Genomic DNA, 16,486 nt, shown 5'->3' with positions numbered 1-16,486 from the left:
GGCAGGGGGGCTGTCGTGTACTTGCCGACTCTGCGCCAGGATACGACAGCCTCGGGTCCGCTTCTGCCCGGGATCAGAGCGGCTTCGGAATCACGATGCGGGCAGGGCAGGTGATCGTGGCGCCCGAATCCGGGATTCTGATCACTTGAGCATTGCCCCGGTTTGCCGTGTCGACGCGGCTGTTCGCGCCAAGCAGCAATGCGCCATTGCGGATACTGAAAGCTGACCCGCCGGAAATTTGCGTATTGCGCATGCGAATGCCGGCGTCGCCCGAGGACGGGATGCCAAGCGGAGTCGTGGCCAGACCGATGATGGCCCCCTGGGTCTTGGTCGCCGTGGCTAGCACATTGTCGATCGAGACATTGGCAATGACGGGCAGGCTGCCGCCGCTGCCGGCGGCGTAGGTGTAGGTGAACAAGAAGGGTTCGCCGACATCTTGCATGCAGGTGTCCGAATAGCTGACGCCGTTGGTGGCCCCGCTGTCGGCGGCGGTTTGGTCGGTCTTGATGCGGAAGCCGTAGTCGGTGCCCTTGAACAGTATCGAGCGTATGCTGACGCCGGATACTCCGGGCCGCGATAACGTGTGCCCGGCCGCCTCCTGGCCGCCGATGGATATGCCGTGGCCTCCGCCGATCACGCAGCTATCGATAACGACCCCTGTCGTCGCTGGGCCTCCCGCATTGGACTTGATCGCGATATCGTCGTCGCCGGTGTCCAGTACGCAGTTCCGGATGGTTGCCGTCGTGGTTCCGATGATGTCGATCGCATCGGTGTTGGGGGCCAGGTTTTTGCCCTCGCCATTCTTGTCCGGATTGGCGTAAATCCATACTCCGTCGACGGTCACATCCTGCGAGCCGGACTCGAAGACCACCTGTTCTTTGGGGGCGTTCCGAATTTTAAGGGTAAGGGCGGCATCGTTGTCGGGACTTGGAAAACGGACCAGGGGCCGCGGGGTGCCGTCATCGGCGAAATTCGAGCCAATCCGGATAGCGCTGCCTTTTATCTTGATCAACTTGGGGTGCGGCGTGTTGTTCTTGCCGACCGAGGACGCCCAGTAGGCCGCTCCGTTGCCATCGATGATACCCGTTCCCGTGATGGTGACATTGTGGACAGAGTTGCCGATCAGGAGCGCGCTCCCGGCGGGCACGTCGCTGGCGCCTTGCAAGGTGAATCCTTGTTCCAGTTTCAGGACGATATTGCTGCCGAGATGGACTGTCGTTATCGTCGCCGACGATATCCCGTTGTTGACGGTGAGGTCTACCAGTCCGCCTCCGGCGGCAGAACACTGATCGATGGCGGTTTGCAAGTGCCGGGTATTGGCCGCGATCGAATGGCTCCATTGCGGGGTGCACGTTGCGGCGCAGGCATGTGCCGCCGCAAGCAGGGCTGTCAAACCGGGGAGGGTGCAGCGGGCTGAGGTTGCCATGGACGTTGCGCTTCCTGCCTATCCGGGGCCGTGTTGATTCAATCCCGAAAGCCCTGACCCAAGCCGGGCGCATTCGGGTGTGCGAAACGGGCATGCCTTGGATGCATGGCAACTACCATTCGAGACGTTTGCCGGCGTAGTCGATGAAGTGGTGGCCGCCCTGTTTCGCAAAGCGCTCCAATTGCCTGACGATGCCGGTGACGCTGTCTGCGATGGTGAGCGGCGCGCCTTCCCCGCCCATATCCGTCTGTACCCAGCCGGGATGGAACGACAGCAGCGTGATACCGGCGGCGCTTGCCGGCTCGAGCAAGGAGCGTACCAGCATATTGAGCGCAGCCTTGCTTGCGGCGTAGAGCGGCAGCTCTGCGTGCGGATTTTCATTCAGGCTGCCGAGCCGCGAACTCATGAACGCCAGGGTGCCCGGTTTGCCGCCGAAGCAGGGGAATAGCCGGGCTGCCAGCCGGACAGGAGAAACGGCATTCGTCAGTATCAACTGCGCGAGCTCTTCGGGGGCCGCCGTCGAAATAGTCTGGCCGGCGGGGGCGGATACGCCGGCATTGATGAAGATCAGATCGAAGCGTGCCCCGGCCAGTTGCCGTTCGAATTCGAGCACCTGATCCTGGCTGTCGATATCGAGCATGAGCCAGCAAATCGGGCCGTCGGGGGCCGTGCCGCTTCTTCGCGTGGCGGTAACATGCCAGCCCGCCCGCCCCAGTTCTTCTGCCAGCCCGAGTCCGAGTCCGCGAGAGGCGCCGATGATCAGCGCGCGCGGGGTTTCTCCGGTCAAGACGGTTTCCTTGCCATATGCGGGTACAAGCGCCTCATAGCTGGCTTTGCAAATAGTTGGGAAGCCCCGTCAGCCCTATCAGCCGCAGCTGCTTCTCCAGAAAGTAGGCATGGTCCATCTCGGTGTCGTCCAACTGTCGCACCAGCATCTCGCGCGTGACGAAGTCCTGGTGCTGCTCGCACAGGAGGATGCCTTTCCTGAGTCCGGATGCGACCCGGTATTCGACATCCAGATCGGCCTGGAGCATGGCGGGAACATCGGCACCGCTGATGAGTGCTTCACGCCGGGTCAGATCGGGTTTGCCTTCCAGGAACAGGATGCGCTGGATGATGGCCTGCGCATGCTCGCGCTCATGAGCGGACTCGTGCAGCGCTTTTTCTGCCAGCCGCTTGAGTCCCAGGTCGGCATAAGTCTCTCCGTGCAGCAGGTATTGGTCGATGGCGGTCAACTCGCCGGCCAGCAGTTCGTTGAGAAGGGCGAGAATCGCGTGTTTGCCTTGCATGTGCGGCTCCTTGGTGGGGCGGGACAACACGTTCAGCTTCTCAGCCTGCAAGCGTAAAAGCAAGCACGAATCATCATTGGGGGCCGATGCCTGAGCCATGCCGCATCAAGCGGCGATATAGCGCTTCAGGCCTTCCGCCAGGGCATCGAAGGTAACCCGGCAGCGCGGGCTGTTGCGCAAATCTTCATGCATGGCGACCCAGGTGTCGAGCATGAGCGAAAATTCGGAGGGGAGAACCCTGACCAGTGCCGCATCGCGTTGCGCCAGCCGTACCTGGCATGCGCCAAAACCCGCGCCCGCGCGTAGCAGCGCGAGCTGGGCCAGGTCGCTGTCCGCACGCAGCGCGAAATGCTCGCGACGGAACAGCGGCTGCGATTGACTTGCGCTGCGGATGAAGTCATTGCTTTGATCAAAGCCGATCAACGCGTAACCGGGCAGGTCCTCGTATCGCTCGGGCTTGCCGTGCCGTGCGATGTAGCCGGCCGTCGCATGCAAGCCGATCTCGATCCCGCCGACATGGCGGGCCAGCAACTGTTCTTGTTGCGGTCGCACCATGCGCACCGCGATGTCGGCTTCGCGGTGCAGTACGTTCTGGATGCGATTTGACACGGCCAGCTCCACCTTGAGATCGGGGTAGTGCTCGCGCAGGGCGGCGATGATGGGAGGCAATACTTCCACGCCTATGACTTCGCTCGCGGTGACACGCACCACACCGCGCACGCCAAGGCCCTGGCCGGATGCCAGCCGCTCCATGGCCGCGGCGGAGCTTGCCATTTCGCGGGCTTGCACCTGCAGGCCTATCGCCGCTTCAGTCGGCATCAGGCCGGCGTGGGAACGGGTGAACAGGGCAAGTCCGAGCGCGTGCTCAAGCGCTGCGACATGGCGGCCGACCGTCGGCTGGGTGATACCGAGCGCGCGCGCGGCACCCGAGAGCGAGCCCTCGTCCGCGACGGCGAGGAAGGTGCGGTAGTAAGTCCAGTCTATCGGCGAAGTCATACAAAAATGTATAGCCTGTGGCTTGTTTTCGTCAATTCATTTTGTTTGGCCCCCGCCTTATCATCGTGCTCAACGAATGAATGGAGAGGGTCATGGCGATGAAACAGACAGTGCTGGTGCTTGGACTTGGCGGCGGGGTGGGGGGCGAAACGGCACGGCAGCTGCATGCTGCCGGGTGGCAGGTTCGGGCCATGCAGCGAGAAATCGCTCCCGCGCAGGCGAACGACGGTATCGTCCGCGTGCGCGGCGATGCCATGAATCCCGCGGAGGTTCTGGCCGCCGCCGAGGGCTGCGCCGTGATCGTGCACGCGGTCAATCCACCCGGCTATCGCCGGTGGTCCGAGCGGGTGTTGCCGATGCTGGACAGTACGATTGCCGCCGCGCGGCAGGTTCACGCGAGCATCGTGCTGCCGGGCACGGTCTATAACTATGGGCCGGACGCTTTCCCCTTTGTTGCCGAGGGAGCGGCGCAGCGCCCGTTGACACGGAAGGGGGGAATACGGGTCGAAATGGAGCGGCGCTTGCAGGCGTTTTCCCGTCAGGATGGGCGGGTGGTCATCGTGCGCGCCGGAGATTTCTTCGGGCCGCAGGCCGCCAACAACTGGTTTGCGCAGGGCTTGATCAAACCCGACCGGGCGGTGCGCACGATTTATAACCCGGGCCGTGCCGGCGTCGGCCATCAATGGTCTTACCTTCCCGATGTGGCGCGCACGGTCGTCGAGCTGCTGAAAAGAGCCGACTCCCTCGATGCGTTCGCCACCTTCCATATGCAAGGACATTGGGATGCCAGCGGTACGCAGATGGTCGAGGCCATCCGCCGCGTGGTCGGCAAACTGGGCGGAGGAGTGCCGCGGGTCGCGCCGTTCCCGTGGTGGTTGCTGCGTTTCGTGGCCCCCTTCAACGAAACCGTACGCGAGATGATGGAGATGCGTTACTTGTGGCAGGAACCGGTGCGGTTGGACAACGCACGTTTGGTGGCGACGCTCGGCACCGAACCCTTCACCCCGCTGGACCTTGCCGTCGAACAGACGCTGCGCGGCTTGCATTGCCTGCCGACCGGCTAGGCGCGCGGGTTTACCGGCTTGCGAGCGTCGCAACTTTCGCCGCCAGGATCAGCAATGCCACGCCGATGCTGCGCTCGAGCCAGACCAGTCGGGTGCGCAAGTACTCGAGAACGGCCGGTGCGGAAAACAGGCATGCCACCAGGCCGAACCATAGCAATGACTCGCCGAGTAGCAGGCCGCAGATGAGGGCGATATCCGTCGCCCCCAGCTTGGGTGACAGGATCTGCGACAGGATGGAACTGAAGTACAGCATGGCTTTCGGGTTGAGCAGATTGGTCAGAAAACCGGTGACGAAAGCTTTGCCGCCTTGCGAGCCTGTCCGGGTGTCGGGCAGTTTTCCTTCCGAGCGCAGGCATTGCATGCCGAGCCAGGCCAGATACAGCGCACCGACAACGGACAGGGCTTTCGATAGGCCCGGCAGAGCCGAAACGACCAGCGACATGCCCAGCGCACAGAGCAGGACATAGACGCCGATGGCCGCGGCGACCCCGGCCGCACACCACAGTCCGGTTTTTCGACCCGAAACGATAGCCAGGCGGGTGACGACGGCAAAATCCGGGCCCGGCGAGATCAGGGCAAAAGCGTGGATGGTCAGAATCACGGGGATGGCATTCTGCGGCATGGGGCTTCCTTGTTTGGCGAGCGGGGACGTCTGTGCCGGCCGCCATGACAGCGGACCGGCATCCTTTCCGTTTTCGGATTGCCGCCATGATAGCGACGCCACCGGCCTGTGCCTTGTAAAAAATTGACGCGCCGCAGCCCGGGTGCGTGCGCTGACGTGGTTCAGGTCGCGGCGTACCGTGAAGGGGGCACGCCGAAAGCCAGCCGGAACGCGCGATTGAAATGGCTTTGATCGTAGAATCCGACCGAGTGCGCAATCTGCGCGACGGTGCGGCGGTGCTGAGTGAGCAGGATGCATGCCTGTTCCAGTCGCAGCCGCAGCAGCCAGGCATGCGGCGTCATGCCTACCGTGTGTTTGAACTGCCGCAGAAACGGGAAGCGGCCGAGACCGCATACGGCGGCTAGGTGGTCTAGCGTAATTTTCTCGCCGATGTTTGCAATGCAATAGTCATGCAGCTGCCTCCATTGCGGCAAGGGAAGACGGCCCGTGCCCGCGCGCGGTGCCAGTCCGTGCGACAGGGCGAACAGGTGGCCGAGCAGAGTTGGCCATGCGGATTGGACTTCGAGCGATGTAGACATCCGCTTCTGGCCCAGGGCGTGATGCAGGCGCAGCAGATTCCAGGCCAGACGCGGGTTGTCCAGCATCGCTCCGGCGGGCCAGGGCTCGCGCCCGGTTTCGATGAGCTCCTCCGCCAAGCCGCGCAGCAGATCGGGAGACAGGCGAAAGGTTCTGAGAGCATAGGCGGCGTCACCGGCGCGGCTGCCGTCGTGGATCTCGCCCGCGGGCATGACCGAAATGCGGGCGGGGGTGAGATAGAAGGTCTTGCCATTGAAACGCTGCCGCTGGCAGCCCGTGCTTACCAGGCCGATATGCAGGTCAAGGTGAAAATGCCGGCCAAAATCGAAGTCCGCGAATACCGCTTCGCCCAGCACCAGGCCCGGGATTTCTGTGACAGGTTGATATCGGGTGTGGTCTTGCATCGAAGTCGGGCTGTTTGCGGCAGCGCTGGCGCATGAGAAGGACGGGAGAATAGCAAGCCTAGCATAGCCGGCGCGAAATAGTGGCCCTGTGTCGCGCTATTTCAGGGCGCCGCGCTCAGCGCGGTCCCGCCCTGCCGCTGCTGCGGTCAGAAATGGTAAAGTCCCATGAAATTGATGGACTGCTGGTTTTTTCTCTCGGTAATCGGACTTGTCGCGGCATCACCTTGCAAGCGGGTTAGCGTCAGGTGCGACAGGAGCAGCCAGTTTTTATCTAGCTTGTAGTCTGCGCCGAACTCCAGCCCCATCGAATTGATGCCGGATTTGGGATGGTACTCGGCCAGCCCGGATCGCGATGCTTGACCCGCATCGACTCCGAAAAATGTCTGGTTATACTTCTGGTCCGCCCAGACCAGCTTGGGCCCCGCACTCAATGTCAGCCTGGGGGCGGGGTCATAGCTGGCCTTGGCGAAAGCCTCTATGCGCGTGCCCTCGCCGTGTCCGGCGGTCGAGACGTTTGTGCCCAGAGCATACCAGTCGCGTTTATATACCCCGAAAGCGCTGATATGGCTGGTTCTGGCGATATCGCCCAGTCCGCTCAGGCGCTCGTCATCGGATTCCTGGCGTGGCTTGCTGAAATCGAAAGAGTAGGCGATGCCGGCCTTCCAGTGCGGATTGTCGAGTAGTTTTACGCCGAAGCCGGGGCTGCCCGACTCTTCGCCGCCTACGAAGAAACGACCATAGTCGAGCTTGAGCATCGGCAGAACCTTGCCCTTGCTGCGATCGCTGCCGGGGAATTTGGGGGCGTAGCCGACACCGAGACCGATGCTGACACTCAGCGCGGAGGCGTCGCCCGTGTCCCCCGTGTCGCCCGCATCGGCGCGGGCGGCGCCGGCGAGGGTCAGTAGCGCAGCCATAGCCGTTACGCCCCATATGTCTTGTCTGTTGTTGTGTGCTGTCTTCATGGTTCGTCCCGTGCTTGAGTGTGTCCCGTCGTCCACGTGAGCGCCGATCCGCAGGCTTGCCCGTAGAGGGCCGGTTCACGCGCGACTCGATTGTCATCCACATGCGGAGGTTGGGCTTGGCCGCCTTAATGCGAGAGGCTGGCGTTCCGCATGCCTGTGACGTCATTCATCACTTTAGGCCAGTAATACTTACTGAACACTTGCGTATCGTCTTTATGTGCAAGACCGACAACGGGAAACCGGCGCAGCGGACGGCCCGCCTTCTGCCGGCCTGTCCTCGCCGCAAAGATCGTCATCGCGTCGATTGCAGGCTGACCGCCGTGTCCTTGTGTGCACGGAAGCGGAGCCAGCACTGATAGGCCTCATCGTAGGCGATGGCGAACCCGAATAGTATAAGTAATGCCATTTGTGTTTCCTTTCATGATAGCCGCTAACTGCCGACCAATGCATGGTCAGCCCGGTTGCTATCGGTACTTTTAGACCGTACAGTATGGTCGTTTTTTGAAACGAAACATCCGCTGTCAATGACGGCTGGTGGGGTTTCGTTCCGGTCTTGCGCGCCACTGCGGCGAATGCGTTCGCCTCGCCTGCCTCAGGCTGTGGTGTCGATCTGCGTACCGAGCGGGCCGAATGGCCTGGGAGCCTGGGGGGCGTCCTGTCCGGAGGCCGCGCGCCGCCGCTGTCCCGGGCCGGCCAGTGCGTCCAGCGACTGTCGCGCGCGCTCGATATTTCCTTCCTGCAGAGCCTTGCTCAGTCCATCAAAAGCGGAGCGGCGCAATCTGTCGGTCCGTGCATTGATGTCGGCCAGGGTCTGCCGTGCGGGTAACGGGGTGTCCGACTGCATGGCAAAGATCAGGACATTCAGGCTCAGCTCGTCCGATGCCGGCGCGGCGCAGTAGTCCTGTCCAGCGCTGGGGTTGACGCTGTCGTTTATCATCGCCATCCCTCCCTGTTTTGCGGCTCATGCGCAGGTACTGCATGGGGGGCATGGGTTTTTCCGTCCGGCAGGCTGCCATGGGCCCACGCTGGAGCAAGGGTGGCAGACCGCGCCCTCTGCGGCGGGGGAGCGTGAATGGTCGTCAGCATCGCGTTTCTCCTGTTGTTTGCGGCAGTGGGGTGGCTGCCATTCTTATAAATCGTACCATACTGTACGGTTATATATTTGATTGACAGCTTGCCCTTGTCAAGTAAAATGAAGAACAGGGTCGAATAAAGGTCAGTGATGAGAACGAAAAAAGAGACACGCCGCCAAAAAATAATCGAGACCGCCGCGCAGATTTTTCGGGAAAACGGGTTTGAACGGACCTCCATGTCGGAGATCGCCACCCGGCTTGGCGGATCGAAGGGGACGCTCTACAGCTATTTCCGCTCCAAGGAAGATCTTTTCGGAGAAGTGGTCACCCAGCGCGCCGATGCCTATATGAACGACATCCTGTCGCAGTCGATGGATGGCGCGGATGTGGCCGACACCTTGCGCACCCTGGGCGAAAAAATACTGTGCGTGATGTTCAGCTCCGAGTTTGTCACCATCAACCGCAATGTGCTGGCGGAAGCCGGGACCAGCGATATCGGGCGCGTGTTCTACGAGCGCGGCCCGCTCAAAGTGTTGAAACGGCTGGCTGCCATCCTTGAAAGCTGGATGCGGGAGGGCAAACTGCGCGAGGCGGATCCAGTCGTCGTCGCCAAGCAATTGATCGCCTTGCTGGAAGCGGAGGTCCGCCTGCCCATACTGCTCGGGGTGCTGGACGTCGATACGGATGTCGAGGTGGCGCCGATCGTGGGGCGGGCGCTCGACGTCTTCGTCCGCGCCTATGTCCTGCCTGCGTGATCCGGCACCCGCTGCCTATCGGGACCCGGTCGTCGCCGATCCGGGATCGATGGCGGCGGGGTCGACGGAAAAGCGCGCCGCGCGGGCGTCGCGCTCGTCGCCGCGCCGTTCGGCCAGCAATCCATAGAGCTCGGGCCGCCGCCCCCTCAGCCAGCGACGGCCGGTGCACAGGGGCAGCAGCCCGGTATCGAGCCGGGCCGTGACCATGCGATCGGCGGCCGCCCGGGTCTCGGCCAGAATCCGGCCATAGGGGTCGAGCAGCATTGCATTGCCGGTGCGGACTTCATCGTCGTCGCGCCCGATGCCATTGCTGAAAATCACGAACATTCCGTTATCGTGCGCACGTGCGGGCAGCCAGCGCAGTAGCCATTGTCGGCCGGATGGGCCGAGTATCTCCCTTTCCATCGCCGCCGGATCCTGCTGGCGGTTTTCCCATTTCTCCAGCGCAATCGGTTTCATCGCGTGCGGACTGCGCGAGTTTGTGCCGCCGGTCTGGTGCGGGGCCAGCAGGACCGAGGCGCCCAGCAGCGCCGTGGCGCGTACGTTTTCGATCAGATTGTTGTCCCAGCAGATCAGCACGCCGGCCCGGATGCCCCACGGCGTGTCGAACACCGTGAAGCGATCGCCGCTCGCAATGTCCTCGTGCTCGAACGCGTGCAGCTTGCGATGGCAATGGACGTCGCCGTCCGGCATGCATACGGCGTAGGCATTATATAGTCTGCCATCGCTGCCCGCTTCCAGCAGGCCGACTCCGATCAGCATCTGATGGTGTCTGGCCAGGCGTCTGATCTCGCCCAGCGAGGGGCCGGACGGCACGGGTTCGGCCAAGTCGTCGAGCTGGTGACGCGCAAGCTTGCGAATGAACCAGTAGCCCGTGATGCACATCTCGGGAAAAACCAGCATCTGCACCCTCCTGTCTGCGGCCTCGCGGATGAAATGATGGATGCGTTGCAGGTTGTAGGCTTTGTCGCCTGGCCTGGCTTCGAACTGCACCGTCGCGGCGCAGAGGCTTGGGCTGGTCATGGTCTGTCTTTCATGGAAGAGGGAACCGTCATTACATCGCGTCGGCATCATTGCGTAAAATGATCTGTTTTCCATTTGTGATAACCTTATGGAATGAACCTCAAACTGCTCAAGACGTTCGACACGCTGGCGGAATGCCTGCATTTCGGCACCGCGGCGCAACGGCTATGCCTGAGCCAGCCGGCGCTGAGCAAGCAGATCCGCTTGCTGGAGGATTCCCTCGGCGCCCCCTTGTTCGAACGCGGGCGGCACGGCACGACCCTCACCGCTTTCGGCCGTTATCTGCACGCCGAGGCCGGAGGGCTGCTGCGGCAATCCGATGCGTTCTGGCTGCGGGCACGGCAGGCCGCGCAAGGACGCATCGGGCGTTTGGCGATCGGATTCGGGCTATCGTCGATCGAGCTGGCCCCCAAGTGGGTCGCGGCTTTTCGCTCCCGTTATCCCGACATCGTGATCGGACTGGACGATATGTCGTCGGCGGAACAGGTGGCCGCTCTGCTGTCCGGCGAGCTGCAACTGGGCTTTGTACGGTTGCCTGTGCCGGCGGCGCTGCGTTGCGTCGCCTTGCAGACCGACCGGCTGGCCCTCGCGCTGCCGGCGTCTACCCCCGACGACAAGGCGGAGTGGACGGACGGGGCCTTGATTGCCCTGTTGCCGCAGAGGGGGCCGGGGCTGGCCAGGCAGATCGCCCACTATCATGAGCAGTGTTGTGCGGAGCCGCAGAAGGTTGATCACTATGCGGGCGATATCCAGACGGTGCTCGCGTTGGTGGCGGCCGGCGTCGGCAAGGCCATTGTGCCGATGAGTGCGCAGAGCATTGCGCCGCAGCAGGTCCGGCTGCGTCCTCTCGATGCGGCGGACACGAGCTGGCAGTTGGGGCTCGCCTGGAACCCGGCCCTGGACGACCGGGTCCGCGACCATTTCGTGCAACTGGTTTGCGCTTAGCTTGTCCGTGTGGAGAGGGGCGCGGCCTTATGCGAGCGATGCCGGCAACGAATGGATGCCCGATGAGAGTCCGCAGCGGCGAGCGGCGTGCTCACGGCGGCCCTCAGCTCGTGCGCATCCCGGCCACAATCGCCCAGAACGCATCGAGCAGCGGGCTGTCGCGACCGGGGGGGCGTATCAGGCCTATCGTCCAGGATGCTCCCGGCGCGTCCAGCGTCAGCGTTCTGACCCTGTCGTGTTCTATCGCTGTCGAAGAGGGAACGATGGCCCACGCGACTTCGGCTGCGGCCAGCGCGACGGCGGCGGCAAAGTCGCTGACCGGCTGGATGTCGCTGAAACGCAGCCCCTCGCAGGCGGCGTGATTCATGAAGTGGTCGTAGAAGGAGGGTGCCTTTGCGCGCTGGATAAGCGCCAGGGGTCTGGCGGCGAGATCGCTCAGACTGCTTATGTCGCGATAAGAGGCCGGCAGTACCGCGACAAACCGGGCCGTGAGTACCGGCAGCGCCGACCAGCCCTGCGGCGGCGGCAGGCGGCAAAAGCCGAGATCGAGCACGCCATCGTTCAATGCGACCATCTGATGGTGGGTCGACAGGTCGCACAGTTCGATCTTGACCAGTGGCCGTTTCTCCCGGAAACGGGCGATGGCCGCCGGGACCAGTGTCTTGGTCGCGACACCGAATCCGATACGCAAGGTGCCGCTGATCCCTGCCTGGATGTCGCGCGCGCTGCGCAATAACTGATCGCTCTTTTCGATCACGCTGCGCGCGTCCTGATATAGCGCGCGACCGAGTTCGGTCAGGCGGGTCGAGTTGGCGGATCGTTCGAACAGATGTCCGCCCAGCTCCAGCTCCAGTCTGCGAATCTGCTTGCTCAAGGCCGACTGGGTCACATGCTGGCGCAACGCGGCCTGGCTGAAGTGCAGTACTTCGCCCAAGGTGACAAAGGCCCTCAGATCACGTAATTCCATTATTCCTCCTGGGACTTGTATATTGGAATATGAATCATTGGCGGGAATTCTAACGCTGATGCATGCTGCGAATTCTATAATTTCGTATCCGGCCGTTGGGACGCCGCGCGAACCGACAGGCCATGGAAGGAGTCAGAAACAATGCACCATCAGCAGCTGAAAGCATTTCCCGCAGGCTTTCTGTGGGGGGCCGCGTCCGCCGCCTATCAGGTCGAAGGCGCATGGAACGAGGATGGCAAGGGACCGTCGGTATGGGACCGTTTCAGCCAGCAGCCGGGGAATACCTTCCAGAACAGCAATGGTGACGTGGCCGTCGACCACTACCACCGCTTCAAGGACGATATCGCCCTGATGGCAGAAATGGGCTTGAAAGCCTATCGTTTCTCGGTCAGCTGGCCGCGGATCTTCCCCGCCGGGCGCGGCGAGGTCAACGAGGCCGGCCTTGCCTTTTACGAGGCGCTGATCGATTGTCTGCTTGAACATGATATCGAGCCCGTGCTGACCTTGTACCACTGGGACTTGCCGCAGGCTTTGCAGGATGAATATGGCGGCTGGGAAGATAGGCGCATCATCGCCGATTTTGAAAACTACTGCGTCACCCTGTTCAAACGCTTTGCCGGCAAGGTGAAGTACTGGGTATCGCTGAATGAGCAGAACTACAATCTGACAAATGCCTACCTGCTCGGAACCCATCCGCCTGCCGTGCAGGACCGCAAGCGCTTTTTCGCCGCGAATCATATTGCTTTTCTTGCCAATGCGACGGTGATCGCCGCTTTTCGCCGCCATGTGCCCGCCGGCTTGATCGGGCCGAGCTTTGCGTATTCCCCTGCCTATCCGGCATCGTGCGCCCCGGCCGATATGCTGGCCTTCGAAAATGCCGAGGAATTCACCAACCATTGGTGGCTGGACAGCTACTGCTTCGGGCGCTATCCGTCGGCGGCGCTCGCTTGCCTGCAGGCGACAGGGCAAGCGCCGGACATTGCCGCCGGCGATCTCGAGATCCTGCAGCGGGGCGTGCCGGACTTTATCGGGGTCAACTATTACCAGACGCTGACCTATACCGATAATGGGCTCGACGGGCAGACCTTGCAGCGTATCAATACCACCGGGAAGAAAGGCAGCACCCCGGCCAGTGGTGTTCCCGGTTTGTACAAGACCCACCCCAATCCGAATCTGGAAACATCGAACTGGGACTGGGCAATCGATCCGACCGGGCTGCGCATCGGTCTGCGGCGTCTGGCCTCGCGCTATGCCTTGCCGCTGATGATTACTGAAAACGGACTGGGCGAGTTCGACCGGCTTGAGGAGGGCGACCGCGTTCATGACGCGGGGCGGGTGGCTTATCTCGAAAGCCATGTTAGCGCCTGCAAGCAGGCGATCACGGATGGCGTCGAGTTGATCGGCTATTGCGCGTGGTCGTTTACCGATATTCTGAGCTGGTTGAACGGTTATCAGAAGCGCTACGGCTTTGTGTATGTGAACCGCGACGAAAATGATGTGAAGGACTTGCGCCGAGTCCGCAAGGATAGTTTCTACTGGTACCAGCAGGTCATCAAGGACAACGGGGCTCGTCTGTAAAAGGAGGGGGCATGCTGCATGCCCGGCAGGTCGGGGCGGTATTTCCTGCGTCGTGCCCGACCTGCCTCCTGCGTCTCGCAGGCGTCCCGGGGGCGGCGCCCCCGGCCTTGCCCATGCCGGAGTCAAATCATGCCTCTGCTTCGCCGCTTGCCCGCCATCATGGCGCTGACCCTTGCCGTTCATGGCGTCCAGGCCGCCAGCATCATCGATGCCTGGAATGCTGTCGTACCCCCGCCGGCGCCCGCTCTGGCCGCCGTGACCGTAACAACCGGCGCCAGTGCCTTGCTGCTACTGGATATCGAACAGGCAACCTGCAACCGGGAACTACGCCCGCGCTGTATCGATGCCGTGCCCGCCATGGCGGCATTTCTCGCAATGGCCCGCACCGCACACCTCCCTGTGTTCTACAGCACTACCGTGGGGGGATCGCGAGCAACGATCCTGGCTGCCGTGGCGCCGCGCGAAGATGAGGTGCTGGTCAAGGCCGGCGTCGACAAATTCTTCGGCAGTGGACTGAACCAGGCCTTGCAGGCACGGGCCGTCACGACCGTCATCGTGTGCGGAACCACCTCCATCGGCGCGGTGCTGCACACGGCAACGGCGGCAGCCCTGAACGGTTATCGGATCGTCTTGCCTGTTGATTGCATGCCGGGTGCGAGTCTGTACGAAGAACAGGCTGCCGTGTGGAGCCTGATCAACGGGCCGGGAACGCGCAGGGTGTTGACCCCGACCTTGCTGGGGTCGATCAGGATGGAGTAGGGCATGGGCCGGTGTCCGGCTTGCGGGTGTGTGCAGATAGTGATATTCATTTGTAATTAATGTCAAGATGTCATATAGTTTTGATAGGCAGGCTCATACTTCAATCATTGATATGTGCCCTGCAAGCACCGTCGCAGACCGGTTCTGCGCGTGCAGAAAAAAAAGATCCAGTTTGAGGAACGTTTTCGAACGGCAAAAAGGCCACCTGTCCAGGTGGCCTTTTTGCGACATCCGATAAGACTTCTGCTCTTCCTTACTCTGCGTTGCTGTGCACCGCGCCACGCAGCGACGTTTCGAAGTGCTGCAGCGGAGCCGGTTCTCCGAAAAGGCACCCCTGAAATTTATTGCAGCCATGGCGCAGCAGTAAATCGAACTGCGCCCATGTCTCGACGCCCTCGGCAATGACATCGATTTCGAGAGTACGTGCCATGTCGACGATGGCGCGTACGATGGTCTTGTCGCTGCTGTTGTCGCGCAGATCGTGCACGAAGGATTTGTCTATTTTTATCTGGTCGAGAGGCAGTTGTTTCAAGTACTGCAGCGACGAATAGCCGGTGCCGAAGTCATCGAGCGAGAAAAGGACGCCGAGGGCGTTCAAGCGACGCATGGAGGCGATCGCCTGCTCGGCATTCTCGAGCAGTACGCTTTCCGTCAGCTCCAGTCTGAGCAGCCGGGGGTCGATGCCGTGGCGTTCGATGCATTTCAGGACATTGTCGACAAAATCCGTGTGGCGAAATTGCCGGGCGCTGACGTTGACCGACAATATCAGGTCGCGCGTCAGCGCCTCGCCGCGCCAGGCGGCGAGGCGCGCGCAGGCGGTCTCCAGCACCCAGTCTCCGATAGGCAGGATCAATCCGGTTTCTTCCGCCTGCGGAATGAAATGCGCAGGCAGCACCAGTCCGCGTGTCGGATGTTGCCAGCGGATCAGGCCTTCGGCGCCCAGGGGGCGCCCGCTGGTGTCGACCTTGACCTGGTAGTAGAGCTGGAACTGACCCTGTTCGATCGCAATGCGCAGATCATTCTCGAGCGTCGCGCGAGAGGCGATTGCCTGCAACATCTCCGGATCGAAAAAACGCACCGTTCCGCGTCCGGCTTTCTTGGCCTGGTACAGCGCGATGTCGGCTTGTTTGAGAATGTCTTCCTGCGTTTGGGCTTCCTCGAAGATGACCGAAATCCCGATGCTGACCGATGTCTGGAACTGGTGCGCGCCGAGGTGAAAGGGCTCGCACAAGATCCGCATGATGTTGTCGCTCACGACTTTGCCATGCTGCTGCGCATCGGTCCGGCGAACGCAGGGATACTCCAGCAGCACAAGAAATTCGTCGCCACCGAAGCGGGCGATCGTCGCGTTGGCCGGCACGCACCGTTGCAGGCGCGTCGCGACCTGCCGCAACAGGATATCGCCGATATCGTGCCCCAGCATGTCGTTGATGGTCTTGAAGTTGTCGATGTCGATGAATAGCAACGCCCCGGTGCCGCTGCCATGCTGGCGCGCGTCAAGCATCTCCTGCATGCGCTCCAGCAGCGGGTGGCGATTCGGCAATTGGGTGAGCAAGTCCGTGCTCGACAGGGTCTTGAGACGGCTGTTCAGTTGGTCGAGCTCGCGGTTTTGCCGTTGCAACTGCTCGTTGATCTGCCTGAGTTCGTCTTCGCGGCGCTTTCTGTCGTGGATGTTGAAGGTGACTCCGATGAAGCGCATGCCGAGTTCATCATCCGCCTCATCCATGATCCGGCCGTAATTGGCGTACCATACCCAGCTGCCATCCTTGGCCCGCAAGCGAAACTCGCAGCGGTAACTCGGGGTCGAGCCTGAACGGTGCGCGTGCACTGCCGATTTGACGACTTCTATGTCGTCGGGGTGAATGATGGTGAACATCTGGTCCACATAGGCGCAGGACTCGGCGGCATCGTATCCGAGCTCGGCGAACGTCTTGGTCGCCCGGCAACTGACATGCCCGCTGATCAGATCGTTTTCCCACAGGTCCAGCCCGGCGGCTTCTAGCGCAAGCAACAGCCGCTTCTCGTTGACATCCGAATTGCCCATCTC

The 16,486-nt window shown here is 61.9% G+C and carries 16 protein-coding genes; 5 read left to right on the top strand and 11 right to left on the bottom strand.

What is annotated here, in order from left to right:
• Window positions 1-73: 73 nt before the first annotated feature.
• The 4 genes from G520_RS0102745 to G520_RS0102730 all read right to left on the bottom strand — a co-directional run bounded on the left by G520_RS0102745 (window position 74) and on the right by G520_RS0102730 (window position 3,711).
• Window positions 74-1,426, bottom strand: coding sequence for a glycoside hydrolase family 28 protein (locus tag G520_RS0102745; protein WP_028534335.1), 1,353 nt, complete (start codon window positions 1,424-1,426; stop codon window positions 74-76).
• 112 nt (window positions 1,427-1,538) lie between these two features.
• On the bottom strand, window positions 1,539-2,213 hold the full coding sequence (locus G520_RS0102740) for an SDR family oxidoreductase (protein WP_028534334.1): 675 nt from the start codon (window positions 2,211-2,213) through the stop codon (window positions 1,539-1,541).
• A 34-nt stretch (window positions 2,214-2,247) separates the two neighbouring features.
• Window positions 2,248-2,715 carry a bacterioferritin gene (bfr, locus tag G520_RS0102735; RefSeq protein WP_028534333.1) on the bottom strand — a complete coding sequence of 156 codons (468 nt, stop codon included), beginning with the start codon at window positions 2,713-2,715 and terminating at the stop codon, window positions 2,248-2,250.
• A gap of 105 nt (window positions 2,716-2,820) precedes the next feature.
• Window positions 2,821-3,711 (bottom strand): LysR family transcriptional regulator, encoded by an 891-nt coding sequence (locus G520_RS0102730; protein ID WP_028534332.1) that lies wholly within the window; start codon window positions 3,709-3,711, stop codon window positions 2,821-2,823.
• 92 nt (window positions 3,712-3,803) lie between these two features.
• Between G520_RS0102730 and G520_RS0102725 the strand changes: the two genes are divergently transcribed.
• Complete coding sequence (locus tag G520_RS0102725) at window positions 3,804-4,775, top strand: NAD-dependent epimerase/dehydratase family protein (protein ID WP_051228881.1); 972 nt, start codon at window positions 3,804-3,806, stop codon at window positions 4,773-4,775.
• A 10-nt stretch (window positions 4,776-4,785) separates the two neighbouring features.
• Here G520_RS0102725 and G520_RS0102720 read toward each other — a convergent pair whose 3' ends face one another.
• The 4 genes from G520_RS0102720 to G520_RS0102695 all read right to left on the bottom strand — a co-directional run bounded on the left by G520_RS0102720 (window position 4,786) and on the right by G520_RS0102695 (window position 8,276).
• Window positions 4,786-5,397, bottom strand: a complete 612-nt coding sequence (locus G520_RS0102720; protein ID WP_028534330.1) for a LysE family translocator — start codon at window positions 5,395-5,397, stop codon at window positions 4,786-4,788.
• Window positions 5,398-5,558: 161 nt separating this feature from the next.
• Window positions 5,559-6,377: a helix-turn-helix transcriptional regulator gene (locus G520_RS0102715; RefSeq protein WP_028534329.1), complete on the bottom strand. Its 819-nt coding sequence runs from the start codon at window positions 6,375-6,377 to the stop codon at window positions 5,559-5,561.
• Window positions 6,378-6,523: 146 nt separating this feature from the next.
• A complete protein-coding gene (locus G520_RS0102710) occupies window positions 6,524-7,339 on the bottom strand; it encodes a MipA/OmpV family protein (RefSeq protein WP_084637425.1) in 816 nt (271 codons plus the stop codon).
• A gap of 592 nt (window positions 7,340-7,931) precedes the next feature.
• Entirely contained in the window at window positions 7,932-8,276 is a 345-nt protein-coding gene (locus G520_RS0102695) for a hypothetical protein (protein ID WP_156876845.1), read from the bottom strand.
• Window positions 8,277-8,561: 285 nt separating this feature from the next.
• On the opposite strand from G520_RS0102695, the gene G520_RS0102690 reads away from it, so the two are divergent.
• Window positions 8,562-9,167: a TetR/AcrR family transcriptional regulator gene (locus G520_RS0102690; RefSeq protein WP_028534326.1), complete on the top strand. Its 606-nt coding sequence runs from the start codon at window positions 8,562-8,564 to the stop codon at window positions 9,165-9,167.
• Window positions 9,168-9,182: 15 nt separating this feature from the next.
• Here G520_RS0102690 and G520_RS21225 read toward each other — a convergent pair whose 3' ends face one another.
• Window positions 9,183-10,190 carry a nitrilase family protein gene (locus G520_RS21225; RefSeq protein WP_036665133.1) on the bottom strand — a complete coding sequence of 336 codons (1,008 nt, stop codon included), beginning with the start codon at window positions 10,188-10,190 and terminating at the stop codon, window positions 9,183-9,185.
• A 93-nt stretch (window positions 10,191-10,283) separates the two neighbouring features.
• Here G520_RS21225 and G520_RS0102680 point away from each other — a divergent pair, with 93 nt between their 5' ends.
• Window positions 10,284-11,135 carry a LysR family transcriptional regulator gene (locus G520_RS0102680; RefSeq protein ID WP_028534325.1) on the top strand — a complete coding sequence of 284 codons (852 nt, stop codon included), beginning with the start codon at window positions 10,284-10,286 and terminating at the stop codon, window positions 11,133-11,135.
• A 103-nt stretch (window positions 11,136-11,238) separates the two neighbouring features.
• On the opposite strand, the gene G520_RS0102675 is transcribed toward G520_RS0102680, so the two are convergent.
• Window positions 11,239-12,102, bottom strand: a complete 864-nt coding sequence (locus tag G520_RS0102675) for a LysR family transcriptional regulator (protein ID WP_028534324.1) — start codon at window positions 12,100-12,102, stop codon at window positions 11,239-11,241.
• 141 nt (window positions 12,103-12,243) lie between these two features.
• On the opposite strand from G520_RS0102675, the gene G520_RS0102670 reads away from it, so the two are divergent.
• Both G520_RS0102670 and G520_RS21220 read left to right on the top strand, forming a co-directional pair.
• Window positions 12,244-13,680 carry a glycoside hydrolase family 1 protein gene (locus G520_RS0102670; protein ID WP_028534323.1) on the top strand — a complete coding sequence of 479 codons (1,437 nt, stop codon included), beginning with the start codon at window positions 12,244-12,246 and terminating at the stop codon, window positions 13,678-13,680.
• Window positions 13,681-13,809: 129 nt separating this feature from the next.
• Window positions 13,810-14,439: an isochorismatase family protein gene (locus G520_RS21220; RefSeq protein ID WP_051228879.1), complete on the top strand. Its 630-nt coding sequence runs from the start codon at window positions 13,810-13,812 to the stop codon at window positions 14,437-14,439.
• A gap of 253 nt (window positions 14,440-14,692) precedes the next feature.
• On the opposite strand, the gene G520_RS0102660 is transcribed toward G520_RS21220, so the two are convergent.
• A complete protein-coding gene (locus G520_RS0102660; protein ID WP_028534322.1) occupies window positions 14,693-16,483 on the bottom strand; it encodes a bifunctional diguanylate cyclase/phosphodiesterase in 1,791 nt (596 codons plus the stop codon).
• Window positions 16,484-16,486 lie beyond the last annotated feature (3 nt).

The sequence above is a fragment of the Paludibacterium yongneupense DSM 18731 genome (assembly GCF_000422925.1).
Taxonomy (GTDB): Bacteria; Pseudomonadota; Gammaproteobacteria; order Burkholderiales; family Chromobacteriaceae; genus Paludibacterium; species Paludibacterium yongneupense.
The sequence above is the reverse complement of the archived record's forward strand: the minus strand, read 5'-3'. Positions and strand labels throughout refer to the sequence as shown.